This window comes from Williamsia sp. DF01-3 (genome assembly GCF_023051145.1).
GTDB lineage: Bacteria > Actinomycetota > Actinomycetes > Mycobacteriales > Mycobacteriaceae > Williamsia.
This window is the reverse complement of record NZ_JALKFS010000005.1, coordinates 3788499-3812233: the sequence shown is the minus strand read 5'-3', so window position 1 is coordinate 3812233 and position 23735 is coordinate 3788499. Positions and strand designations below refer to the sequence as shown.

Here is a 23735-nt window from a genome sequence, read left to right as displayed (position 1 = left end):
ACCGCTCGCAGCGGCCTAGACTTGCTGTCGTGGCAGGCCGAATTCCCGATCGCGACATCACCGCTATCCGCGAAAAGGCACACATCGAGGAAGTTGTCGGTGAGTATGTCGCCCTGCGCAAGGCCGGCGCCGATTCGCTGAAGGGGCTATGCCCGTTCCACGACGAGAAGTCACCGTCGTTCCATGTTCGGCCCAATCACGGTCACTTCCACTGCTTCGGATGCGGTGAAGGCGGCGACGTCTACACGTTCCTGCAAAAGGTTGAGCACGTCAGCTTCGTCGAGGCTGTCGAGCAGCTCGCCGACCGGGTCGGGTACCAGATCAGCTTCGAAGGGGGCGGCACCAGCGTCGCCCGTGACCGGGGAACCAGGGCGCGACTGGTGGCGGCCAATGCGGCAGCCCAGAAGTACTACGCGGAGCAACTCAAGACCCCTGAGGCCCAGACTGCTCGCGACTACCTCACCGAGCGGTCGTTCGACGGCGCAGTCGCGCTGAAGTTCGGCCTGGGCTACGCGCCGGCCGGCTGGGACAAGATGACCAAAGCCCTGCTGTCTCAGGGTTTCGAGTTCGCCGAACTCGAGGCCGCGGGGCTCTCGAAGCAGGGGCAGCGCGGCCCCATCGACCGGTTCCATCGCCGTCTGCTCTGGCCCATCCGCAACCTCGGCGGCGACGTCATCGGTTTCGGTGCCCGCAAGTTGTTCGACGACGACAACATGGGCAAGTACATGAACACGCCAGAGACCATGTTGTACAAGAAGTCCCAAGTGCTGTTCGGTCTCGACCACGCGAAGAAATCGATTGCCAAGGGCCATCAAGCCGTTGTGGTCGAGGGCTACACCGACGTGATGGCGATGCATCAGGCCGGCGTCACCACGGCGATCGCCTCGTGTGGCACCGCGTTCGGCGAAGACCACCTCGCGCTGCTGCGTCGATTGATGATGGACGACAGCTACTTCCGTGGCGAGGTGATCTACACCTTCGACGGAGACGAGGCCGGGAAGGCTGCCGCGCTCAAGGCATTCGAGGGTGAACAGAGCATCGCCGGTCAGACGTTTGTCGCCGTGGCGCCCGACGGAATGGATCCCTGCGAGCTGCGCCAGGAACACGGCGACGCCGCCGTCAGGGATCTCATCGCCAGGCGTATCCCGATGTTCGAGTTCGCGGTGAAGGCTCTGCTGGGCAACTACGACCTGGATACGGCCGAGGGGCGGGTTCACGCTCTGCGGGAGGCGGTGCCCGTTGTCGCCCGGATCCGCGACGTGGCGCTGCGGGACGAGTACGCGCGCCAGCTGGCTGGATGGGTCGGCTGGGACGACACCTCACAGGTGTTGCGGCGGGTGCGCGAAGAAGCGGGCAAGCAGGCCAAAGCAGCCCGCTCCGGCACCGCGGACACGTCGAAGAACCGAGACCGCCGGGTCGATGCAGTGCAGGACGCAGATCGGCCGAAGGCCGACTCGAAGACGCCGACCGTGGTTCGCCCACGTCCGTCCGATCCACGGTTGTGGGCGCAACGTGAGGCGCTCAAGGCGGCGCTGCAGTACCCCGCCATCGCCGGGACGGTGTTCGATTCCCTGCCGCCGGAGTGCTTCACCGAGCCCGCGTACCAGGTCATCCGTGAAGCCATCGCCTCCGCTGGGGGCACGGGGACGTCGCATGGGGGAGCGCAGTGGGTGGACAGCATCAGTCAGTACCTGGAGGGTGCTGTCCTGGAGTCGCTGGTGACCGAACTCGCCGTCGAGTCGATGCCGGTGTCGGAGTACATGATCCCGAAGTACGTCGGCAGCGTGCTGGCCCGGTTGCAAGAAGTGTGGGTCGGCGCTCAGATCGCCGACCTCAAGTCGAAGCTACGTCGCATGTCACCCGGCGACGACCCCGACGCCTACAACGCGCTGTTCGGCGATCTGGTGGCCTTGGAGGCCTATCGGCGCAGCCTGCTCGAGCAGGCCGTGGCGCCCACCCAGGACGCCGGCTGACCAGTTGGGTCAGTTGTTGCGGACCTCGTCGGGACCCAACACGGTGGTGGTGTCGTCGATCTCACGCAACTCGGTGAGCTTGGGCTGGGTGCTGAGCTTCTCCGACAACTTCTGCCGGCCCACGTCCACCGCCTTTTTGGTGGCGGGCGATGCGGCGACGGTGCGGTAGGCGCGATTGATCTGCTCGTAGCGCTTGCGACCGGCTTTCGCCCCGAGGACGTAACCGACGCTGACAGCGGCGAGGAATCGAACCATAGGAAGTCTTGCCTCCAGTGCAGGTGACGGGCGAACACGGCGCCGTGTTCGCGATTGCTCGCCCCATCCTGCCTGATGTGGTCGCCGCACGAGGAACTCGCCTGGTCGGACGCCCGGCGAGCAGGCGATTTGGCATGTCCCCGCACCTGTAGGCTAAAGTCATTGTTCGGCGCTCGCGCCAGATATTCCCCCATAGCTCAATTGGCAGAGCTTCCGACTGTTAATCGGACGGTTACTGGTTCGAGTCCAGTTGGGGGAGCAGATAAGCCCAGGTAGACCGGTTCGCCGGACCGCCTGGGCTCTTTTGTGTCCAAGGGCCGCGGCGGTAGGGCTCGCGGCGGGTCGAGTACGACGTGGTGCGCGCGGGTCGGTAGCATCAGCACGTTCGCAGCGTCGTTGACGCAGCCTCGGGGCGGTAGCTCAGTTGGTTAGAGCCGTGGACTCATAATCCATTGGTCGCGGGTTCGAGCCCCGCCCGCCCCACCACCGCGAACACAGAAATGCCCCTTGGCGCGAGCCAAGGGGCATTTGTGCCGGAAGGGTCGGGGGATCTCCCAGCACCAGTGGTTCGACTCATCTACACAACTGGATGGGTCGATTGCGAATCAATTTCGCAACTCACCGGAAATCCCACTCCAACCGATCAAGCGCGCCGCGGAACCTCGAGTCCACGCTGCTCGGCGATTTTGTTTGCATTGTCCAATTGAGCGATTCTCTCGTCGTACGATGTGCGATCACCGTCTGCTTGAAGTGAATCGAACTCCATTTGCACAAGCTTTGTCTGGTCGTGGATGAATGCGATGAGCTCGTCGTTGTTCAGGTCATCCGGTGCGCGGTTCGAGGTGTCGTCCATCGCACCATCATGGACCAAGCTGCAGCTGTCCAACGGTGGAATCGGCTGCGAGATAGCCCGCGAACTCAGCCTTCTCGACGAATCCGAACCAGCTGCAGTGCGCCGGAGATCGCAACGATCGGCCAGCAGACGATCCCGACCCACAAGCTGACGTTGCGTTCGCCGTCGATGAGGTCGTAGATCGCAAGAGCGGTCAGCAGTACGCCGGCGAGGACGCAGAACCACGCGAGGGTGGAGCGTGCTGACGAGCCCAAGGGCGATTTGTTCGCAGAGGTCACCGAATGAAAGTACATCCGCGCACGCGGTAATGCAGGGTGTATCGAACTGTCAGCCGTGTGCGCGGATCTCTTGGTGAACTATCGCAACAGGAGTTCGCGAATCGCTCCGGAGATTTCTGCCGGTGATTCCTCCGCCATGAAATGCCCGCTGTCGATGGTGCGGTGCTGCACATCGATTGCCCACTTCTGCCATAGTGCCTCGGCATCGAATCCCAGAGCTGAGCCCCAGTCCTGAGCAATGACCGTCACCGGCATCGACAACCGCCTGGATGAGTTCAGATCCTCGAGATCGTGCTGAACATCGATGCCGGCCGAGGCGCGATAGTCGGCAACGATCGAGGGCACCGCATTCGCGCTTGCGGTGAGGTATTCACCACGCACGTCGTCGGGAATGGCTTGTGGATCCCGCGTCCAGATGTCGAGGAAGTAGCCGAAGAAGACGTCGGCGCTCGCCGCGATCATGGTCTCTGCCAGGCCGGGCGGCTGCGCCATCAGATAGAGGTGGAAACCCACTGCCGCCGAGGTTCCGTGCATGACGTCCCACATGTCGAGCGTGGGAAGCACATCGAGCGACGCCAGATGGGACACGACGCCCGGATGATCCAGGGCGGCCCGGAACGCGACCAGTGCGCCGCGGTCATGTCCGATCAGGGCGAACCGCTCATGACCGAGCGCCGCGGCGGCCGCCACGATGTCTGCGGCCATGGTTCGTTTGGAATACGTGGAGGCATCGGTGTCGAAGGGTTTGTCGCTGTCGCCGTATCCCCTCAGATCGGGACAGATCACGGTGTGGTCCGCGGCCAGATCCGCCGCAACGTGACGCCACATCAGGTGGGTCTGCGGGAATCCGTGCAGCAGCACGATCGGGCTACCCGTGCCTGCGGTCGCGACATTCAGTGCGACGCCGTCTGCGACGGGGATCTTCTGGTACCGGAAGTCGGGAATGGACGGTTTCATCGGAGGCCTCTCTGGCGAACGTTGGATGTACCTCGTCACCGTGCCGCGTCCCGATGAGCATCCAGTCAGCACGAAGCCCCGCTCGCGACGCCCCTCGCCACCGAAGAGCCGACTCGGCGGGGACAATGGTCACGTGTCGATCGAGTTCAGCGTCCTGGGGTCGGTCACAGCCCACGACGGCGAAGGCAACACGATCGCCCTCAAAGGCCCCCGCCATCGAGCCGTACTCGCCCGGTTGCTCATCGCCCGGGGCAGGAGCGTGCCTCTGGCAACGCTCATCGACGACCTGTGGGAGGACCCGCCGCCGGACGCCGTCGGCGCGATGAGGACGTTTATCAGCGCCTTGCGACGAGCGATCGAACCCGAACGGGCACCACGGTCGCCGGCCCGGCTGCTCGTGACCGAGGGAACCGGATATGCGCTGCGTGCACGCGCATCGGAGGTGGACGCATGGCGATTCGGCCAGGCCGTCGAGTCGGTACGAGACCTCAGCCCACAGGACGCGCTGACCACACTGCTCGACGCGCTGGCACTCTGGCGTGGCCCTGCCTACGCGGACTTTCTCGACGAACACTGGAGCCGCTCTGAACGATCCCGCCTCACCGAGGTCCGCCTGCACGCGGTGGAACTCCTGGCGGAGGCCCGCCTCGACCTGGGTCTCGATGCCGAGGCGATTCCCGATCTCGATTCCCATGTCGCAGAACATCCTTGGCGCGAGGAAGGCTGGCGGTTGCTGGCCCTCGCGTTGTATCGGACGGGCCGGCAGGGGGATGCGCTCACTGTTCTCCGGCGGGCTCGTGGACTGTTGGGCGATCAGCTGGGCGTCGAGCCGGGACCCGCCCTCGCCGACTTGTACACCGACATCTTGCGTCAGTCGCCGAATCTGGGATCCACCTCGCCGATCCGGCAGAGCGCGCAAGGAGTGTGGGCGCAGACCACCGCGGCGTACGACAGGGCTGTGGCGGCCGGCTCCCGTGCTCGGCTGCGTTCCACCGTCGACCTGCTGCGCAGTCTCGCCACCACCGGGGGCGAAGGGCTGCGGGTGGCGCAGCAACAGCGCCTCGCCACGATTGCCGCTGCCGAGGAACTGGGTGATCTTGGTCTGACGGCCAAGGTGATCGGGTCATACGACGTACCGGCGATCTGGTCACGGTCAGACGATCCGGACAACGCGGCAGCAGTTGTCGCTGCAGCCGAGAAGGCGCTGACGACCTTACCTTCCGAGCCCGGGGCTTCGATTCGTGCCAGATTGCTGGCGACGATTGCTCTGGAGACCAGAGGATCATCGGATCCGCGGGCAGCGGCCGCCGCCCGAGAAGCCGAACAGATCGCGCGTCGCGTCGATGATCCGGGCCTGCTGGCCTTCGCGCTCAACGGAGCGTTCATGCAGTCCTTCTCGCGCGCGGGTCTGGCCGGTAGACGCGCCGCCATCGCCAGTGAACTGATCACCCTCTCCACCCGGCACGACCTCGTCACGTACGAGGTGTTGGGGCATCTGATCGCGATGCAGAGTTGCTGTGCCATCGGTGATCTGACGGGCGCCGACCATCATGCCGCTGCGGCGGATCGGCTCGCCGAAGGTTACGAATCACCGCTGGTGGCCGTCTTCACGCAGTGGTTCCGAGCGCTGCGGCTCGCGTTGACCGGCGCGCCGTTCGACGACGTCGCTGTGGCGTACCGTGCGGCAGCCTCCGGCTCGGAGAACGCGGGTATGCCCGGACTGCATCAAGGCCTGCTTGCTCTGGCTCTCCTGTCGTTGCGCCTTCAGCGGGCGCATCCGCCGCAGGCCGCAGACGGAGGCGACACGGACTGGGGGCCCTACGAACCCTGGGTGCGCCCGCTCCTCCTGGCCACTCATCACCGGAAAGACGAAGCGACGGAAGCCCTTCGGCAGCTCGCCGATCCGCCGCCTGACCATCTGCAGGAGGCGCTGTGGTGTCTCACCGCGCGGGCCGCCATCGCTGTGGATGTCCGCGGGATGATGACTCGTGCGCATCGGGCGCTCTTACCGGCCGAGGGCGAGATCGCCGGAGCGGGAAGCGGATTGCTGACACTTGGACCCGTATCGAACTACCTGCACGAACTCGCAGGTGCGCTGGGGCGCTGATCACAGACGCATCCGACGTCCGGTCAGGTGGGCGTCATCCCGGCGCCCCGATCCATCCGGAACCGAGGTGCCGGCTGTGCCTGGCCGGTCACCAGATCGGCGATCATGCTTCCGATCAACGGCGCGAATTTTGCCCCGTGTCCCGAACAGGGGAGGCAACCACAAGGGGACCACTGCGGTCGAGGATGAAGTCTTCATCGCTGGTCATCGTGAACAGGCAACTCGACTCGGCGATAGGTTCGGGATGCACGGCAGGCAGCCATTCACTGACGTAGTCGACGACGTCCTGTCTTTGCTCATCGGTGATGCGGCCGTCCCGACTGTCGGCAGTGGTGGTGACGCCGTCGTCGAATCGGGCCACCTTCATCGCCGGTACCGGAACGTCCTCGCCCGAGGCCAGTCCGTACATCTGACGGCCGTCCATATGGACAAAAGTGGGGAGGGTGGGGTGGCCGGGCCGCATCGGGAAGTGGAACACCTGTTGTTGACGAATGGTCAAGGGCGGCAACAACTTATCGTCAGGCCGTCCGAACTCGAGAAGTGCGCCGGCAAAGTCGGGTAACCAGGCGCCCGCGGTGAGAACCGTCACGTCGGCGATGATCTGATCATCGTCTGCCGTGCGCAGGGTGACCTCGCCCGCCGGTGTCGGATTCGCGTCGACGACTCGGGTCCGGGGCAGGATCTGCGCGCCCGCGGCAGCTGCGAGCGACGCGGCCGCGAATACGGTGCTCTCCGCGTCGATCACACCCGAACACGGGTGGAACATCACGTCGGTGTCGAATCGCATGCCCGGCCATCGCCGGGCGGCCTCGGTGGGGGAGAGCAACTCGTGCTCGACGCCGTGTAGGGCCATCTGCTCGGCCAGGTTCGCCGGCATGCGCTCGAGTCCGTGGTCGAGGCCACCGGTACCGGTGATCAGGGTCGTGCTGGATTCCTGTTGCAGTGCCTGCCACTTCTCCAGTGCCAAGCCGGTCATCGCGACGTACAGGGGATCGGGGTATGCGCGGCGGAAGATCCGGGAGCGCCCGTGCGAACTGCCATGGACATGACCGAGATCAAATGCCTCGATCAACGCGACCGAGAGCCCGCGTCCGGTGAGCTGCCACGCGGCGCATGCCCCCATCAGTCCTGCGCCGACGATGGCCACGTCCACCCGCTGCGCCGTCATGGCTCGCCGGTCGAACCCGGCAGGCGTCGACCGGTGACCGAAAGGGGTAGCCGAGGGTCGTGCTGGATGCTGAACCTCCTGGTGGAGACCATGGTTGACCAGTATGGAACCGGCTGCGGGGCCTGTCCACTCGAGCCGGAGAATGGCCAGGGAAGGCCTCGTCACCTGACGTCGGGTATGCCGACCCACTGGTACACGAGGTCGCGGACGCCGGCCAGACCCAGGGTGCGTCCGACAGCGGATTCCACCGCGAACACATCCGGGTCTATCTCGTCGCGCATGGTGGCCCCGAATGCCGCGAGCTCCACCACATCCATCCGCTCGGGTGAGAACCCGGTGAGTTCGGTCAGGTCATCCACGGCTCCGATGAGCTGTGCGGCCGCGGCCGGCTCAGAGCGGCGGAACAGGATGTAGGCGAGTGTGAACAGGCCCACCATCGCCGAGGTGAGGTCATCGGCCCGCTCGCAGTACGCAAGCATGTGTCCGAGTTTTCGTTCGGCGGGGCCGTTCCAGTTCTCTTGTGCAATATCGCTTTTGGCATGGATCCAGAGGATCGAGGCAGCGCACCAGTCGTAACCGCAACCGCGGGCGGTCTCCAGCGCCGTGGTGAAATGCGCAGCAGCGGCCGCGTGGTCGCCGGCCCGGAAATCTGCGGTGCCCAGCGACATCAACGATTCGGCTGCAGTCCAGGGGTAGTTGTGTCGCCGCGCGATCTCGAGCGCGATGGCGGCATGCTCCCGGCCGGCATCCACCAGCCCCGACCCGGATTCGAAAAAGGCGAGGGTGACCGCAGCGTCGCCGCGGGCAACCTGTTCGACTGCGTCCGGGGAGTCCACATCGAACGTTGCAAACACCTCGCCGAGAGTGCCGAGGGCCGCGAACAACGCCGGGAGATCGGCAGCCAGGTAGCTCATGATGGTTCGGCCGGCAATGGCTCTGACCCTGGTCGCGATCGGGATGTCGGTGGAGGCGGTCAGGGCGGGTGCGAGCATCCGCATACCTTCGTCGGTGTGCCCGCGGCGGTACCAGAACCAGTACACGTTCCCGACCACTTCGAGGTACGTCTCCGGTGAGGTGCTGTCCCGAGAGAGCGCGGCACGGATGTTGTCCATGTCGGCACCGAGCCTGCGCGTCCACGCCAGGCATTGCGGGCCGCGCAGTCCGAGGTAGGCGTCGGTGGCCACCGCAACCACCCATGCGGTGTGGGCCTTTTCGAGTCTCGCCGCTCGGTCCGGATCTTGTTGCACGCGAGCGTAACTGCGCAGTGTCTCGAGCATGAGGTACCGCCGTGGATCTCCGCCGACGGCCTTGAGCATCGATTTGTCGATCAGGGCGTTGAGGTCGGTGAGCAGATGCCGGTGCCGGGTGACCTGTCTGGCCGCGTCCAGATCGAATCCGCCACTGAACACCGCCAGATCGCAGAACAGTTGCTGCTGACTGTCGGTGAGGGAGAAGTACGAGCCGTCGATGGCCGCCTGCATGGTGGCGTGCCGCTTGTTGGTACGGGGTCCGCCGCGCAACACATCGAAGCGGTCGTCGAGCATGTCGATGATCTGACGAACGGAGAGGGTCGAGGACTGGCCGGCGGCGAGCTCGATGGCCAGGGGCATGTGATCGAGTGCGGCACAGAGGTGTTCGACATCAGCATGCTCGGCATCGGCCGCGGCCGAGCCCGCCCGCTCGAGAAAGAGGTCCGCCGAATCGTCCAGCGGCGGCATCTCGTAGACGGTCTCCCCGGCGACACCGATTGCTTCTCGACTCGTGGCCAGGATCTGGATCTTCGGACACGTCTGGAGCACCGTGGTGGCGAGTGCGGCGACCTCGTCGAGCAGGTGCTCGCAATTGTCAAGAACGAGAAGGAAATCGCGGTCGTGCAGGAGTGAGGTGAGTACGCCGATGCCGCCGGACACGGTCAGTCCGAGCGTCGCGATGACGGTGTCCAGCGTGTCACCAGGACGGGTGACCCCGGCGAGCTCGATCAGCCAGGGCCCGTCGGCGTCCTTGCGTTCACGGGCCACCTCGAGGGCAGCGCGGGTCTTGCCCATCCCACCCGGGCCGGTGAGCGTGACCATCCGATGTGAATCCAGCAGCTCACCGATCTGCTCGATTTGTTCTTCGCGACCGACCAGAGAGGTCAGCGCCAGCGGAATGTTGCCGGTCGGACGTTCCGGATTACCGACTGGCCCGGGCGCGGTGACCGTTACCGCATGTCGCTCGCGTGGCATCAGGGCCGGGTCGTGCCGCAGGATGGCGTCCTGCAGTTCGAGCAGACTCTGCCGGGGATCGGCGCCCAGCTCTTCGGCGATACGTTCGCGCGCTTCGCGCAGTGTCTGGAGGGCATCGCCCTGGTTGCCGGCTCGATAGTGGGCCAGGGCGAGTAGCTCCCAGGCACGTTCGCGCAGGGGATCGGTCGCGATGATCGACTCGAGCTGCGCTGTGACGGCAGCGAACTCGCCGCAATCAGATCGCGCGGCAAGAAGGTCTTCGGTGGCATCTGCTCGCAGACGTTCGAGCCGCACCGTCTCGATGGCGGCGAAGTCCCAATTCGCCGCATCTGCATATGCCGGACCCCACCACAATTCGAGTGCCTCGGAGATGGTGCGCCGCGCGGACTCGCTGTCCCCGGCAGCCAACTGGTCGCGGCCCGCGGTGGAAAGGGTCTCGAATCGGGCGGCGTCGACCTGGCCGGGGTCGACCACCAGCGCATATCCGGTGCCCCGCCGGACCAGAATCTCCGGTGCAGCGCGTCCGCGCTCGGGTTCGAGGGCTTTGCGCAGAGCTGCCACGTAAGTCTGGAGCGTCAGCTGGGCCGAACGAGGTGGGTTGTCGCGCCAGAGATCCTGAATCAGGGTGGCGTCGGGGACCATGTGGCCATTCGACATGATCAGTCTCGCCAGCAAGGCGCGGGGAAGAGGACCACCCAGGGTCACCGGTTCACCGTCGCGAATGACGGTGAGTGCGCCGAGAACTCGCACCGAGATGTCAGACATAGATACCGACGATAGAGACATCGGTGCACCTTCGACACCCGAGCGGGTAGATCACCCAACGAACTCCGCGGTCCTGTCGGGCGGTTCAGCCCGGGGCAGCCGCGTCATCCGCGCCGTCGGACCACAACCCGATGCTCTCGAGGTGGCGCATCAGCCGCTCGGCACCGTCGGTGAACTGCCGGCGAGTCTGTTCGACAACCTCGTCGCGGTCGCCACGCCGGTACGCGTCGATGAGCTTGAGGTGACTGTCGTAGGCGACCTGCCCCCACTGTGGGTCGTTCGCGTAGAGCTCTTGCGGGGTGTACCGGGTGGCGTTGAGCAGGAACCACGCCAACTTGTCGCCGTTGGCGATTCGGTTGTGCACCCGATGGAACTCGAACTCGGCCGACACGATCTCGGATACTCGGCCGGCGGCCAGCGCGTCCTGCAGGGCCTCGTTCAATTCGGCGAGGCGGTCGAGCTCGGCAGAGGTGATGGTCGAAGCAGTCCGCACCGCCAGCTCCACGGCCAGCACACTCTGCAGCCAGAAGATATCGGCCACGTCCTGGCGGGTGAGGTCGGCGACCACGTAACCCCGATGCGGAACCAGGTTGACCATGCCCTCGCCCCGCAATATCAGCAGGGCTTCTCGCACGGGGGTGACGCTGACCTCCAGTTCCACCGCGGTCTCGTCCATCCTGATGAACTGGCCGGGCCGAATCGCCCCGGACATGATCAGGTGACGCAGATGACCGGCGACCTCCTCGGAGAGGCCAGGTCGCCGGCGCATCGTCGCTCGCGGTGGGGTCGTCAAGACGTCAGAGACCGTACGTCTTGCCGATGATGTCGCGCTGGATCTCGTTGGTTCCGCCATACACGGTCGATATGATCGCACCCCGCATCAGACGCTCTGCATCGAACTCCGTCGCGTAGCCGTAACCACCCATCATCTGCATGCCGTCGATGGTCATCGCCTTCGACACCTCGGTGGCCTTGAGCTTGGCCATCGATGCCTCCCGCGGCAGCATCTTCTGGGGATTGGCGTCGGATTTCTGGGCCACGCTGTAGACGAGCAGTTTGGTGCACTCGATCTCGGTTGCGTGGTCGGCCAGCCGATGACGCAGCGACTGGAATGTGCCGACCGGGCGGCCGAACTGCTTGCGCTCGGTGACGAACTCAAGGGTGTTGGCGAAGGACCGTTCTGCAACACCGAGCTGCATGGCAGCCAGGATCAGGCGTTCGGTGTTGAGGCCACTCATGAGCTGCATCCAACCGCCTCCGACCTCGCCGACCACTGCGCTGTCAGGAACGCGGACGTTGGTGAAGTAGAGGTCGTTGACCTCTCGGCCGCCGAGCGTGTCGATGCCCTTGATCTCCAGTCCCTCGGTGCCGGCAGGGATGTGGAAGAAGGTCAGTCCCTCGTGCTTCTTGCCGGTGCGGTCGGTTCGTGCCACCAGGAGAATGCTCTTGGCGAAGTGCGCGTTGGAGCACCAGGTCTTCTGGCCGTTGATGACCCAGCCGCCGTCGACCTTCTCGGCACGGCAGGTCAGTGCGGCGACATCGGAACCGGCCTCGGGCTCCGACATCGAGATGGAAAGTGATTCACCCGCAACGACATCGGCGAGAACTTCCTTCTTGAGCTGGTCGTCGGCGAACTTCTGGTAAGCGCCGGCGGCGATCAAGGTGGGGCCGATGCCGCCGATGGGGGCGTTGCCGCGCATGGCCTCTTCGAGGAGGATGCACATCTCGACATTGCCGGCGCCGGCTCCGCCGAACTCCTCGGGAACGAGGATGCCTGCCCAGCCGAGGTCGGCCATCTTTTTGTACAGCTCCACCGAGTGCAGTTCGGCACCGGCGGCGGTGAGGGCGTCGCGCTGCTCGCGGGTCCCGGCTTCGCGTTGACAGAAATCGGCGACCGACTTGGCGAAGTCGGTCTGCTCGGGGGTGAGAATCGACATGAAAATGGCTCCTAGATCAGTTCGTGGCCTGCTGTCGCGAAGGTATCACATCAAATATATTTGATGGCCAGTTGCTGTGTCGGCTGCCACAGGGCCTACATTGTCGGCATGAGCCCGAAAGCCAAGCTGGGGGGAACCGGCGATCGTGGTGCCGATTCGACGCCGCCCGACGCTTCAGACGTCCCCGCGACCGACGCGACTTCGTCGAACCCCGGCCGAGAGGCCGCGGCCGGAAACGATCCTTCTCCTTTCGATTCTGCGGAGTTCCTCGAGGCCAACCGCCGGAACCGCGACAAGATGCGGGCCGCCGCCCAAGCGCGCCGTGCCAAGGAGGAGGCTCGCGCGCGCAGACGGTCGGGCCGGTGGTGGCGGCGGTCGGCCGCCGCCGCACCGGGCACGGCCGTCGAATCGAAGTCCGCCGATGCTGAACTCGAGCGATTCGGTGATGGCCGTTGGACGGTTCGGGTGCTGTCGGTACTGCTTGTTGTCGCACTGGCTGCCGCAGGTGTCTTCGTCTACCTCTACCGAGATGCGGACAGCCGCGCCGATTCGGCAGACCAGGTCAACCAGTTGCGCCCCGGCGCAGTCCAGCTCGCCGGCGAGTACGCGACCACGCTCTTGACCTACGACTCGGCAGACTTTGCCGCGCTCGACGAGCGCATCACCGAGATCTCCACACCGGCATTCGCCCGCGACTTCATCGAAGGGTCGCGTCAGGCCCGCGAAGGGTCGGCCAACGCGCAGGCGGTCGCCAAGGCAGAGGTGGTCTCTGCCGGTGTGATCTCGGTGTCGTCCACCGAGGCAGTTGTCCTTCTGGCCATCGACCAGACCGTGACGGCGCCTGGGACCGCGGAGCAGTTCCCGGACGGCGTGCCCTACCAGTCGCGCGTCGAGGTGACACTCCAGTGGATGCCCGATGGCTGGAAGTTGGCCGACTTCAAGGTGATCTGAAGCAGGTCAGGTGATGTTCTGCCCGTTGCCGAGAAGGATCGCCGACATGACCGCTTCGATGCGTCTGCGGGTGGAGGGACGTGCGTCGTAGCGTTCCCAGTTCCCAAGGTCCAGAACGGTGTTGGTGGCGGCATGCACGAGATACCGTGCCTCGACGGGGTTGAGATCTGGCCTGATCTGGACAACGAGTTGCGCCCATTCTTCGACATTGCGGCGTTGCTGGTCGCGTAGCTCGGCGCGTAGTGGGTCGGGCACGCTACCGATTTCCGAGAGGTAGAGGTTCAGCAGGTCACTGTTGACAAAAGACATCTCGACGTACCGCGACACGAGGTTGTCGAGGGCCTCTCGCGGAGTGGCCGATTCCGCGAGGGCGTCGCTGATCCCGGCCGTGAGGCGCTCGCTGGCACGCTGGAATGCGGCGGTCAGCATCGCGACCTTGGTGTCGAAGTGCCGATAGACGCCGGATTGGTTCATGCCGACGGCTGCGCCGATCTCTTCCATCGTGACATCGTGGAAACCGCGCCCGCGCATCAGCCGAATGGCCTCGGTCAGAAGGGCTTCGCGTTTGGACGCCATCGCCATTCCGACCGGGCCGGCGGCGGCGTCCCCGACAGGGGCCTGCACGGGCGGGAGTTCGGTGCAAGCCACCGTCATCGCCGCGGACATGAGGATCGCTTCGATGCGCTTGCGCGGCAGCGACGCCCGGTGCGTGGTGATCGAACCGATGACACTCAGCAACGATCCGCTGAGGTATCGGGCATCGGTGTTGAGCCGGCCGGCGACGGTCGGATTGGTCTCGGTCAGTTCTGGTCTCATCCTGCCGAGCGGCGTGGCGAAACGGGTGTGCATGCGACCGACCATCGCGCCCAGCGCCTGCCGATCAGGCTGAGTCAGGTATCGCGCCTCCCACCGGTACAGCGCCCCCCGCGACCGGTTGTCGATCGTGGTGCGGGTCAATTCGGTGATCAACAAGCGCAGTTCCTGTTCGGGGTCTTCCGGTAACTCGGGGACGACCTCGATGGCACGTTCCAGATCGGCGCCGAGCGTCCGCACCGTCTCTGAGAAGAGCGCGTACTTGTTGGGGAAGTGGCGATACAGGGCGGGTCCACTGATCCCGACCTCGCCGGCGATCTGGTCCACGCCCGTCGCGAAATATCCTCGTTGGCTGAACGACTCGGCAGCGACGCGAATGATCTGATCGCGTCGATCCTTCGGTCGCTGCCGAGGTTTCGGCGTGTCGCCGGTGGTTGTCTGGGCCGTCTTCAATCGGCCGTTGGCAGATGCCATCCGATCATGCTAGCTGCAGGTACCGCGTGGGCGCAGCGGTGGTCCGCCTGTGTTGTGCATCGCCACGGGCGACGTGCGACGTCACTTGACGCCCCCACCACGATCTGAGAAGTTAATGTGGATTCACGTGATCTGTGTCGCAGCTGCCAGATCTGAGCCGAGGGTGGCATACATGCAAGGGCAAGACGGCCTGACAACGTCGATCGACGAACGTGGAGTGGCTCGGCTGGTGATCAACAGGCCTGAGCGAAAGAACTCCATGGCCTCCGAGACCAGTGCGGCATTCATCAAGGTGATGACCGCGTGGGCGAATGACGACTCCGTGCGACTGGTTGTCCTGGGCGCACCGGGTCGCGACTTCTGCACCGGGGCAGACATCGTGGCGATGGCGACAGCAGAGCCGCCGCAGTCGCCGGAAGAAGCCAGAGCCCGTGCCGAGCAGACCATCGACACCGGGTCAGACGTGGTCCGCGCCATTCGCGCAATCAAGGTTCCCGTGGTCGCCGTGGTCGGTGGGGCGGCTGTCGGTATCGGGGCCTCGATCGCGTTTGCCTCGGACCTCGTCTACGCCGCGTCCGACGCCTACTTCCTGCTCGCCTTTGTGAACATCGGGCTGATGCCGGACGGCGCCGCCACCGCCACTGTCGCTGCCGCGGTCGGCAGGGCCCGGGCGAACGCGATGGCGCTCCTCGGAGAGAAGCTGCCGGCCGCGCAGGCCTGGGCAGACGGTCTGGTGACGGCGGTGGTGGAACCGGATGCGCTGCAGGCCAAGGTCGACAAGGTCATCGACAAACTGCTGGCCGCATCGCCACGGGCGTTGGAGCTGACCAAGCAGGCCGTCGACGCTCAGACGCTGGCGGGGTTCGACCTCGCACTCGACCTCGAACGTGAGGGTCAGATCGAACTGCTGCAGTCGCCCGAGTTCGCGGCGCTCATCGAAGCATTCGCCTCCCGCGGCAAGGCACGCACGCCCGTATCGGCGTCCAACCAGTAATTGACAACAACGGCCCGTTCGACGCGAACGGGCGGTCCCACGACAGGAAGCAGAACATGACGAGCACCACGTTGGCCCAATCAGACCACTTGGTAGAAGAGCCATTCCGGTCGCGCCGGAACAACTGGAACACCCACGTGCGGCGGCACGCGACGATGAAACCGAACGACGTGGCGTTGCGTTTCCAGGGTCAGGACACCACGTGGAAAGAACTCAACGACCGCTCGGTCGCGTTCGCTGCAGCGCTGTACCGACGCGGTGTGCGTTTCGGCGACCGTGTGCTGATCCTGATGCTGAACCGCAGTGAGTATGTCGAGGCGATCTTCGGCGCCAACCTCATCGGTGCGATCGCGGTGCCGGTCAACATCCGGATGACGCCTCCCGAGGTCGGATTCCTCGTGGCCGACAGCGGTGCGAAGGTTGTCATCACCGAGTCGCTGCTGGCGCCGCTGGCCGATGCGGTCCGCAAGGGCACCGATGGCATCGAGAACCTGATCATCGTCGGCCCGTCCGACGTCGCCGACGCGCTCGACTACGAACACCTTCTTGCCGAGGACCCCTCCGATCTGCCGGCGATCGACGTGCCGGAGAACTCGATCGCGATGATCATGTACACCTCGGGAACCACGGGTAACCCCAAGGGCGCCATGCTTTCTCACGCGAACATGCAGGCGCAGGCGGTCACCTGTATCTCGGCTCTGCACATCCGCAACGATGATGTGGGCTCCTGTGTGGCTCCGATGTTCCACATCGCCGCGATGGGTGCGATGGCCCCGCTGTTCTACATGGGCATCCGCACGGTGATCCATCCCCTCGGGGCCTTCGACCCGGAATCGCTGCTCGACGTGCTGGAGAAGGAAGGGATCACCTCGATCTTCCTGGTCCCGGCTCAGTGGCAGGTGGTGTGCGCGGTGCAGCAGGCCAAGCCCCGAAACCTCAAGTTGCGAGTGATCTCGTGGGGTGCGGCTCCCGCGTCGGACACGGTCTTGCAGGCCATGGCCGACACCTTCCCCGAAGCGATCAACGTCGCGGTGTTCGGTCAGACCGAGATGTCGCCGATCACCTGTGTGCTCGAGGGCAAGGATGCGCTCCGGAAGCTGGGGTCGGTGGGCCAGGTGATCCCGGCGGTTCAGGCTCGTGTGGTGGACGCCGAGATGAACGATGTGGCTCCAGGCGAAGTGGGCGAGATCGTCTACCGCGGTCCCACGATGATGGAGGGCTACTGGCAGAACCCTCAGGGCACCGCCGACGCATTCGCCGGCGGCTGGTTCCATTCCGGCGACCTGGTCCGCATGGACGACGAGGGTTTCATCTACGTCGTGGACCGCAAAAAGGACATGATCATCTCCGGCGGCGAGAACATCTACTGCGCCGAGGTGGAGAACGCGCTGTTCGCCCATCCGAAGATCCTCGAGGCAGCGGTGGTCGGCAAGGCCGATGACCGCTGGGGTGAGGTACCTGTTGCGATCGTGGTGCTCAAGCCCGGCGAAGAGCTGACCTTCGACGAACTGATCGAGTTCTTGAACGAACATCTCGCGCGCTTCAAGCAGCCCAAGGAAATGATCGTCATCGACGAATTGCCACGCAACGCGTCGGGCAAGGTCGTCAAGCCGTCGCTGCGCAAGGAGTACGGCGGCAAGGACGCCGGTCTCAAGCACTGACACCCAGGAAACACCGGGCCCCCCGATCGACTCTTCGACGAGACGGTCGGGGGTCCTCGTGATTCACCGCCGTTTGCCGGGTTTTCGGAAAGTCTTCTGACACAGGTCAAGACCCGTTCTGGCCCTGAAAACTGAAACACGTTACACTTCTCGAAGACCAGTGACCGTCGTCACTGCAGTGGTCGAACCGTGGTGACGTGGTCACCTTCAATGCAGAAGAGCGGTGCCGCGTCGGGCGCCGCGAGTGGAGGGTTTGAATGAAGACCAAAGGCGCTTTGCTCCGGAACTTCAACGAGAAGTGGGCGATCGAAGAGATCGAGATCGGTGACCCCCGCAAGGGCGAGGTCAAGATCCGGATGGAAGCCGCCGGGATGTGCCACTCCGATCACCACTTGGTGACCGGCGGCATCCCGATGGCTGGGTTCCCGGTGCTCGGCGGCCATGAGGGCGCCGGAGTCGTGGACGAGATCGGCGAAGGCGTCACCGACTTCCAGGTCGGCGACCATGTGGTCCTCTCGTTCATTCCCTCCTGCGGCAAATGTCCGTCGTGCCGTTCCGGGCTGAGCAACCTCTGCGACATGGGGGCCATGCTCCTGCAGGGAGAAGCGGTGTCCGACCACACCTTCCGCGTGCAGACCGCAGACGGCGAGAACGTCTACCCGATGACCTTGCTCGGTACGTTCGCGCCATACATGGTGGTCCACGAGACCTCGGTGGTGAAGATCGATCCAGAGATCCCGTTCGAGGTCGCCTGCCTGGTGGGTTGCGGTGTTCCCACCGGTTACGGCTCGGCCACCCACAGTGCGAACGTGCAGGCGGGTGAAGATGTCGCGATCGTCGGCATCGGTGGTGTCGGTATCTCCGCTCTCCAGGGAGCTGTGCTCTCGGGTGCACGGTACGTCTTCGCCATCGACCCGGTGGAGTGGAAGCGCGAGCAGGCCATGAAGTTCGGCGCCACGCACGCATTCGCCAGTGTCGAAGAGGCAGCCATGACCATCGCCGAGGTGACCGCCGGGCAGATGGCAAAGAAAGTGATCGTCACCGTCGGTGAAGTGCACGGCAAAGATGTTGATCTCTGGATGGGCATCACGGCCAAGGCCGGTACCTGCGTGCTCACCGGCATGGGCAACATGATGGAGTCCGACGTCACCCTCAACCTCGCGATGCTGACCCTGCTCCAGAAGAACCTGCAGGGAACGATCTTCGGTGGCGCCAGCCCCAAGCTCGACATCCCGCAGCTGCTCTCGCTGTACAAGATGGGCAAGTTGAACCTCGACGACATGGTCACCCGCCAGTACCGTCTCGACCAGATCAACGAGGGTTACCAGGACATGCTGGACGGCAAGAACATTCGTGGAGTCATCCGCTTCACCGAAGAAGACCACGCGGTCTGATCAACCCGAAACCCTCTCACCGGGGCCGGCGAGCGCACACTCGCCGGCCCCATTTTTGTTTCCCTTGTGTGGTCGGGCACCTCGCACGGGAGGGGCCAAACGCTGCGCCGCAACGATTTCCAAAGGTGTGTAGCTGCGGCGTGTTGCTCGTGCCGCCCCGGTCGTGATGGCATGAACCCATGCTCAAGCAACTCGAGGAATGGCCGGTCGACACGGTGGCGGCCGCGGTGGTCGCCGGTGGAGAGGTCGTCGAACGCCATGGCGACCAGCAGCGGGTGTTCCTGCTCGCGTCGGTCACCAAGCTGCTCACCGCACATGCAGCTCTGGTTGCGGTCGAAGAAGGGGCGATCGAGCTCGATCAGCCGGCCGGGCCGGATGGCTCCACCGTTCGCCACCTGTTGGCGCACGCATCGGGCCTGCCGTTCGAAGGCCGTGCCCCGGCTGCGGGTGTGGGGGAGCAGCGCATCTACTCCAGTGCAGGATTCGAGGTACTCGCTGATCTGATCAGGGCGGAGACGGGCATCGAGTTCACGGACTATCTGCATCAAGGCGTGTGCGAGCCACTCGGCATGGGGTCCACATCATTGCAGGGGTCGGCGGGGCACATGGCGCACTCGTCGGTCGAGGACCTTGCGGCATTTGCGGTCGAGCTGCTCAACCCGAAGTTGGTGTCGCCTTCGTTGTTCGCAGATGCGACGTCGGTTCAGTTCCCCGGGCTCGACGGATTCGTGCCGGGGTACGGAAAGCACCGTCCGTGCGATTGGGGTCTGGGGTTCGAATTGCGCTCGAACAAGGATCCGCACTGGACCGGCACGGCCAACAGCCCGGGAACCTTTGGGCACTTCGGTCAGTCGGGCACGTTCTTGTGGGTCGACCCGGTGTTGTCGGCAGCGTGCGTCGTGTTGACCGACCGAGCTTTCGGGCCGTGGGCGAAGCCGTTGTGGAGCGAGTTCAACAATTCAATTGTCGAGTCGCTGAAACATTGAAATCACCATGCACTAGCGCAACACGGGTCACTTAAGGCACAATAAACACCAAAGGTGTGATATCCGCCGCTGGAGCGACAGACGTTGGGGAAGACGTTCTCGTCGAAACCGGAGGTGGAAAGTGCGCAATCTGAATCAGTTTGCGGACGTGACATCGGGTGTTGTGTACATACACTCCGCACCCGTCGCGTTGTGCCCACATGTCGAGTGGGCTCTTTCGTCGACCCTAGACGCCCGCGCCAACCTGAAGTGGTCGGCGCAGGACGCAGGGCCGGGGTTGCAGCGTGCCACGGTGGACTGGGTGGGGCCCGTGGGTACGGGTGCCCGACTGGCCAATGCTCTCCGTGAATGGACGGTCCTGCGGTTCGAGGTCACCGAGAACGCCAGTGAAGGTGTGGACGGTGAACGCTTCAGCCATGTACCCGGTCTCGGATTGTGGCGCGGTTCGATGAGCGCCAACGGCGACGTGATCGTGGGCGAGATGCAATTGCGCGCCCTCATCGAATCGCACACCGACGGAATGGAATTGGCCGGCGCGCTCGATGCCGCGCTCGGCACCGCGTGGGACGAGGCACTCGAGTCATTCCGCATGGGCGGCGATGGCGCAGAGGTCACCTGGCTGCATCAGCGCGTGGGCTGAACGCGTAGAACAAGACAACAGAACCGGCCCGGGCGAAAAGCCCGGGCCGGTTTTGTTTGTTATGGCTACGCAGCCCGTGAGCGAAGCAATGGGCCGCGCGTGAGCGCAGGCGTAGGCCGCGCGTGATGCAGTGAGGAACGCGGCGCGAAGCGCCACGTGACGAGCGAAGAACGCGCAACAAGGCCTACGCCGAAGCGAACAATCACAAAGGTATGTTCTTGTGGCGTCCGCGACGTGCCGGTGCCGATGCGAGTGCTTCGGCGATGATGCTGCGAGTTTTGGCGGGATCGATGATCTCGTCGACCACGCCGATCGACTGTGCGCGACCCACGCCGCCGGCGATGGCTTCGTGCTCGACGGCGAGGCGCTCGTGGAGTGCTTCGCGCTCGTCGTCGGGCGCTGCTGCGAGGGCTTTCTTGTGCAGGATGCCGACTGCGGCCTTGGCGCCCATGACGGCGACCTCGGATCCCGGCCATGCGAATACGGCGGTGGCGCCGAGGGCACGCGAGTTCATCGCGATGTAGGCGCCGCCGTAGATCTTGCGGGTGACCAGGGTGACGCGGGGAACCGAGCATTCGGCGAATGCGTGGAGCAGTTTGGCTCCACGTCGGACGACGCCGTCCCATTCCTGGCCGACTCCGGGGAGGTAGCCCGGGACGTCGGTCATCACGATCAGCGGGATGCCGAATGCGTCGCAGAGACGCACAAAACGTGCGGCCTTCTCGGCGCTTTCGGAGTTGAGACAGCCGCCCATGCGCAGCGGGTTGTTGGCGATGACACCGACACTTCGGCCGGACAGTCGGCCGAACCCGATGGTGATGTTCGGAGCCCATTTTGCTTGCAGCTCTTCGAAACTCGAGATCTCGGTTTCGCCGTCGGCCGCGATGTCGGTGTCGAGCAGGGCCCGCACGATCGGGTGAACGTCGTATGCGCGACGGTTCGACTCGGGCAGCAGCGCCCGCAGGTCGGTGTCGCCGGCTTCGGCCTTCTGACGGCTGAAGTGTCCTTGCTGGCTGAAGGTGGCGATGAGCCGGCGTGCTCGCCAGTAGGCGTCGGGCTCAGAGTCTGCGGTGATGTGCGAGACGCCTGACTTCTTGCCGTGGGTGAGTGGGCCGCCGAGCGACTCCATGTCCACGACCTCGCCGGTGACGCTCTTGACCACGTCGGGTCCGGTGACGAACACGCGTCCGGCCGGGGCCATGATCACGATGTCGGTGAGAGCCGGTCCGTATGCGGCGCCGCCGGCTGCGAAGCCGACGACCACGGAGATCTGCGGGACGTAACCCGACGCGCGGACCATCGCCTCGAACACCTCGCCGACGGCGTGCAATGCTTCGACGCCTTCGGCCAACCGCGCTCCGCCGGAATGCCAGATACCGATGACCGGTGCCTGCTCGGCGATGGCGGTGTCGATGGCGTTGACGATGTGCTTACATCCCACCACCCCCATGGCCCCACCCATCACGGTGCCGTCGGTGCAGTAGGCGACGGTGCGAACACCGTTGACTCGCCCGACTGCAGCCTGCACTCCCGACTTGTCGCGGGGGTGCAGCAACGACATCGACGCTTCGTCGAAGAAATTGGTCAAGCGCAGCAATGGATCTCGCGGATCGACCGACTCTTCGTGCTTGGTGATCGGGGCCATGGTGGTCATGGAATCTCCTTACAGGTAGATCTTCAAGCGCCCTGTCGTGAAGGAACAGGGGGCAACGGGTCAGTAGCGCCCAAAGGCGAGCGCGACATTGTGCCCACCGAATCCGAACGAGTTGTTGATGGCGTATTCGATCTGGCCGTAACGGGGTTCACCGTGAACCACGTCGAGGTTGATTTCCGGATCCTGATTGTCGAGGTTCAAGGTCGGAGGGATGACTCCCTCTTCGATGGCCTTGATCGTCAGAACCGATTCGAGTGCCCCCACGGCACCGATGGAGTGCCCGAGGGCAGACTTCGGTGCGTAGACCGCGGCATGATCGCCGACGGCCGCGTTGATCGCGAACGCTTCAGCCGTATCGCCCACCGAGGTGGACGTGGCGTGGGCGTTGACGTGGGTGATGTCCGATGCACTCAGCCCAGCTGTCGACATCGCGCGTTTCATTGCCCGCGCGGCGCCGGTTCCCTCCGGGTCGGGTGCGACCAGGTGGTAGCCGTCGGACGTGATGCCCGCACCGAGCACGCGCGCGTGGATGTGCGCGCCACGAGCACGGGCGTGGTCCTCACGCTCGATGACCATGAGTGCAGCGGCTTCGCCGAAGACGAAGCCGTCGCGGTCCTTGTCGAACGGGCGCGAGGCTGCGGCGGGGTCCTCGTTGCGGGTGCTCATCGCACGCATCATCGCGAAGCTCGCGATGGGCACCGAGTCGATGTGACCTTCGACGCCACCGGTGACGACGATGTCGGCGTCACCCATGACGATCTGACGCCACGCGTGAGCGATGGCCTCAGATCCCGAGGAGCAGGCGGAGATCGGCGTGATGACGCCGGCCTTGGCCCCGATCTCGAGGCCGACGACCGCGGCGGGCCCGTTGGGCATCGACATGGGTACAGCCAGCGGGGACACCTTGCGGTAGTTGCCCGTGGTCTTCATGACCCTGTCGGCCTCGATGAGAGCGTCGCCGCCACCGAGTCCGGTGCCGATGACAACACCGAGACGATCTTTCTCGACGTCGGGCTCGCCGGCATGCACCCAGAGACGCTTGCCCATCACGTAGGCGATCCGCTCGACGTAGGCCATGCGGCGGGCCTGGACCCGCGAGACCTCGTCGGTCGGATCTTTGACAAGCCGCCCACCGAACCGGACCGGGAGGTCGTACTCCTCGACCCAGTCGTCGGTGAGCGTTTTGATGCCACTCTCTCCGGCGAGAAGACCCTTCCACGTGGAATCGAGGTCTTCGCCGACGGAAGTGGTGGCAACCATCGATGTCACGACGACGTTCGGGAAATTCCCGCCGAGGGTGGAGTAATCGCGAAGAGAGTTAGTCACTGATAATCACTCACCGGTGGTCTTGTCGGCCTCGATCTTGGCGCGGATCGCGTCAGCGGCGTCGGAGTTCTCGGACTCGAGCTTCTGGATGTACGACACGGCGTCACCGACGGTGCGCAGTCCGGCCAGATCCTCGTCCGGGATCTTCACGCCGTACTTGTCTTCGGTCTGCACTGCGATCTCGACCATCGACAGCGAGTCGATGTCAAGGTCGTCGACGAACGACTTCTCCACAGTCACCTCAGAGGGCTCAATGCCGGTGACCTCCTCGATGATCTCAGCGAGTCCGGCAATGATTTCTTCCTGTGCGGCGGCCACTATGTG

At 64.7% G+C, this 23735-nt stretch carries 20 protein-coding genes and 2 tRNA genes; 10 read left to right on the top strand and 12 right to left on the bottom strand.

All coding sequences use genetic code 11. The features are described 5' to 3' along the window. The first annotated feature begins 29 nt into the window (after positions 1-29). Positions 30-1973, top strand: a complete 1944-nt coding sequence (gene dnaG, locus MVA47_RS20025; RefSeq protein WP_247209530.1) for a DNA primase — start codon at positions 30-32, stop codon at positions 1971-1973. Positions 1974-1982: 9 nt separating this feature from the next. Here dnaG and MVA47_RS20020 read toward each other — a convergent pair whose 3' ends face one another. After that, on the bottom strand, positions 1983-2228 hold the full coding sequence (locus tag MVA47_RS20020; RefSeq protein WP_023953933.1) for a hypothetical protein: 246 nt from the start codon (positions 2226-2228) through the stop codon (positions 1983-1985). A gap of 186 nt (positions 2229-2414) precedes the next feature. Between MVA47_RS20020 and MVA47_RS20015 the strand changes: the two genes are divergently transcribed. Together MVA47_RS20015 and MVA47_RS20010 are read left to right on the top strand one after the other, a co-directional pair. Further along, positions 2415-2487, top strand: a tRNA-Asn gene (locus MVA47_RS20015). Positions 2488-2637: 150 nt separating this feature from the next. Beyond that, positions 2638-2714, top strand: a tRNA-Ile gene (locus tag MVA47_RS20010). Between the two features lie 157 nt (positions 2715-2871). On the opposite strand, the gene MVA47_RS20005 is transcribed toward MVA47_RS20010, so the two are convergent. The 3 genes from MVA47_RS20005 to MVA47_RS19995 form a co-directional block, all read right to left on the bottom strand. Next, entirely contained in the window at positions 2872-3081 is a 210-nt protein-coding gene (locus tag MVA47_RS20005) for a hypothetical protein (RefSeq protein WP_247209528.1), read from the bottom strand. A gap of 65 nt (positions 3082-3146) precedes the next feature. After that, entirely contained in the window at positions 3147-3359 is a 213-nt protein-coding gene (locus tag MVA47_RS20000) for a hypothetical protein (protein WP_247209526.1), read from the bottom strand. A gap of 78 nt (positions 3360-3437) precedes the next feature. Then, positions 3438-4316, bottom strand: a complete 879-nt coding sequence (locus tag MVA47_RS19995) for an alpha/beta fold hydrolase (RefSeq protein WP_247209525.1) — start codon at positions 4314-4316, stop codon at positions 3438-3440. 133 nt (positions 4317-4449) lie between these two features. On the opposite strand from MVA47_RS19995, the gene MVA47_RS19990 reads away from it, so the two are divergent. Continuing rightward, positions 4450-6423, top strand: coding sequence for a BTAD domain-containing putative transcriptional regulator (locus MVA47_RS19990; RefSeq protein ID WP_247209523.1), 1974 nt, complete (start codon positions 4450-4452; stop codon positions 6421-6423). Positions 6424-6538: 115 nt separating this feature from the next. On the opposite strand, the gene MVA47_RS19985 is transcribed toward MVA47_RS19990, so the two are convergent. From MVA47_RS19985 to MVA47_RS19970, 4 genes are all read right to left on the bottom strand, one after another. Beyond that, entirely contained in the window at positions 6539-7591 is a 1053-nt protein-coding gene (locus MVA47_RS19985) for an FAD-dependent oxidoreductase (RefSeq protein WP_247209522.1), read from the bottom strand. 161 nt (positions 7592-7752) lie between these two features. Next, positions 7753-10581, bottom strand: coding sequence for a BTAD domain-containing putative transcriptional regulator (locus tag MVA47_RS19980; RefSeq protein ID WP_247209521.1), 2829 nt, complete (start codon positions 10579-10581; stop codon positions 7753-7755). 85 nt (positions 10582-10666) lie between these two features. Beyond that, positions 10667-11350 (bottom strand): GntR family transcriptional regulator, encoded by a 684-nt coding sequence (locus tag MVA47_RS19975; protein WP_247209519.1) that lies wholly within the window; start codon positions 11348-11350, stop codon positions 10667-10669. A 28-nt stretch (positions 11351-11378) separates the two neighbouring features. After that, a complete protein-coding gene (locus MVA47_RS19970) occupies positions 11379-12518 on the bottom strand; it encodes an acyl-CoA dehydrogenase family protein (RefSeq protein WP_247209518.1) in 1140 nt (379 codons plus the stop codon). Positions 12519-12626: 108 nt separating this feature from the next. On the opposite strand from MVA47_RS19970, the gene MVA47_RS19965 reads away from it, so the two are divergent. After that, complete coding sequence (locus MVA47_RS19965; protein WP_247209512.1) at positions 12627-13469, top strand: hypothetical protein; 843 nt, start codon at positions 12627-12629, stop codon at positions 13467-13469. Positions 13470-13475: 6 nt separating this feature from the next. Here MVA47_RS19965 and MVA47_RS19960 read toward each other — a convergent pair whose 3' ends face one another. Beyond that, positions 13476-14756 (bottom strand): TetR/AcrR family transcriptional regulator, encoded by a 1281-nt coding sequence (locus tag MVA47_RS19960; RefSeq protein WP_247209511.1) that lies wholly within the window; start codon positions 14754-14756, stop codon positions 13476-13478. Positions 14757-14928: 172 nt separating this feature from the next. Here MVA47_RS19960 and MVA47_RS19955 point away from each other — a divergent pair, with 172 nt between their 5' ends. From MVA47_RS19955 to MVA47_RS19935, 5 genes are all read left to right on the top strand, one after another. After that, entirely contained in the window at positions 14929-15750 is an 822-nt protein-coding gene (locus MVA47_RS19955; protein WP_247209509.1) for an enoyl-CoA hydratase-related protein, read from the top strand. 56 nt (positions 15751-15806) lie between these two features. After that, positions 15807-17411, top strand: a complete 1605-nt coding sequence (gene fadD5 / locus MVA47_RS19950) for a fatty-acid--CoA ligase FadD5 (protein ID WP_062799663.1) — start codon at positions 15807-15809, stop codon at positions 17409-17411. A 257-nt stretch (positions 17412-17668) separates the two neighbouring features. Beyond that, positions 17669-18805 (top strand): NDMA-dependent alcohol dehydrogenase, encoded by a 1137-nt coding sequence (locus tag MVA47_RS19945; RefSeq protein WP_023953907.1) that lies wholly within the window; start codon positions 17669-17671, stop codon positions 18803-18805. Between the two features lie 179 nt (positions 18806-18984). Further along, positions 18985-19791, top strand: a complete 807-nt coding sequence (locus tag MVA47_RS19940) for a serine hydrolase (RefSeq protein ID WP_247209507.1) — start codon at positions 18985-18987, stop codon at positions 19789-19791. A 121-nt stretch (positions 19792-19912) separates the two neighbouring features. Continuing rightward, positions 19913-20431 (top strand): DUF3145 domain-containing protein, encoded by a 519-nt coding sequence (locus MVA47_RS19935; protein ID WP_023953903.1) that lies wholly within the window; start codon positions 19913-19915, stop codon positions 20429-20431. Positions 20432-20633: 202 nt separating this feature from the next. Here MVA47_RS19935 and MVA47_RS19930 read toward each other — a convergent pair whose 3' ends face one another. From MVA47_RS19930 to acpM, 3 genes are read right to left on the bottom strand one after another with little or no spacing between them, the layout of a single operon-like run. Then, positions 20634-22085, bottom strand: coding sequence for an acyl-CoA carboxylase subunit beta (locus MVA47_RS19930; RefSeq protein WP_023953901.1), 1452 nt, complete (start codon positions 22083-22085; stop codon positions 20634-20636). Positions 22086-22145: 60 nt separating this feature from the next. After that, complete coding sequence (locus MVA47_RS19925) at positions 22146-23411, bottom strand: KasA/KasB family beta-ketoacyl-ACP synthase (protein WP_030171718.1); 1266 nt, start codon at positions 23409-23411, stop codon at positions 22146-22148. A gap of 6 nt (positions 23412-23417) precedes the next feature. Then, positions 23418-23729, bottom strand: a complete 312-nt coding sequence (gene acpM / locus MVA47_RS19920) for a meromycolate extension acyl carrier protein AcpM (protein WP_247209506.1) — start codon at positions 23727-23729, stop codon at positions 23418-23420. Positions 23730-23735: the final 6 nt, after the last annotated feature.

Bases quoted from the DNA above. Each gene is read 5' to 3' on its own strand.
- MVA47_RS20020 (WP_023953933.1), bottom strand. From the start codon at position 2,228: ATGGTTCGATTCCTCGCCGCTGTCAGCGTCGGTTACGTCCTCGGGGCG.
- MVA47_RS20005 (WP_247209528.1), bottom strand. From the start codon at position 3,081: ATGGACGACACCTCGAACCGCGCACCGGATGACCTGAACAACGACGAG.
- MVA47_RS19995 (WP_247209525.1), bottom strand. From the start codon at position 4,316: ATGAAACCGTCCATTCCCGACTTCCGGTACCAGAAGATCCCCGTCGCA.
- MVA47_RS19985 (WP_247209522.1), bottom strand. From the start codon at position 7,591: ATGACGGCGCAGCGGGTGGACGTGGCCATCGTCGGCGCAGGACTGATG.
- MVA47_RS19980 (WP_247209521.1), bottom strand. From the start codon at position 10,581: ATGTCTGACATCTCGGTGCGAGTTCTCGGCGCACTCACCGTCATTCGC.
- MVA47_RS19975 (WP_247209519.1), bottom strand. From the start codon at position 11,350: ATGCGCCGGCGACCTGGCCTCTCCGAGGAGGTCGCCGGTCATCTGCGT.
- MVA47_RS19970 (WP_247209518.1), bottom strand. From the start codon at position 12,518: ATGTCGATTCTCACCCCCGAGCAGACCGACTTCGCCAAGTCGGTCGCC.
- MVA47_RS19965 (WP_247209512.1), top strand. From the start codon at position 12,627: ATGAGCCCGAAAGCCAAGCTGGGGGGAACCGGCGATCGTGGTGCCGAT.
- MVA47_RS19960 (WP_247209511.1), bottom strand. From the start codon at position 14,756: ATGGCATCTGCCAACGGCCGATTGAAGACGGCCCAGACAACCACCGGC.
- MVA47_RS19955 (WP_247209509.1), top strand. From the start codon at position 14,929: ATGCAAGGGCAAGACGGCCTGACAACGTCGATCGACGAACGTGGAGTG.
- fadD5 (WP_062799663.1), top strand. From the start codon at position 15,807: ATGACGAGCACCACGTTGGCCCAATCAGACCACTTGGTAGAAGAGCCA.
- MVA47_RS19945 (WP_023953907.1), top strand. From the start codon at position 17,669: ATGAAGACCAAAGGCGCTTTGCTCCGGAACTTCAACGAGAAGTGGGCG.
- MVA47_RS19940 (WP_247209507.1), top strand. From the start codon at position 18,985: ATGCTCAAGCAACTCGAGGAATGGCCGGTCGACACGGTGGCGGCCGCG.
- MVA47_RS19930 (WP_023953901.1), bottom strand. From the start codon at position 22,085: ATGACCACCATGGCCCCGATCACCAAGCACGAAGAGTCGGTCGATCCG.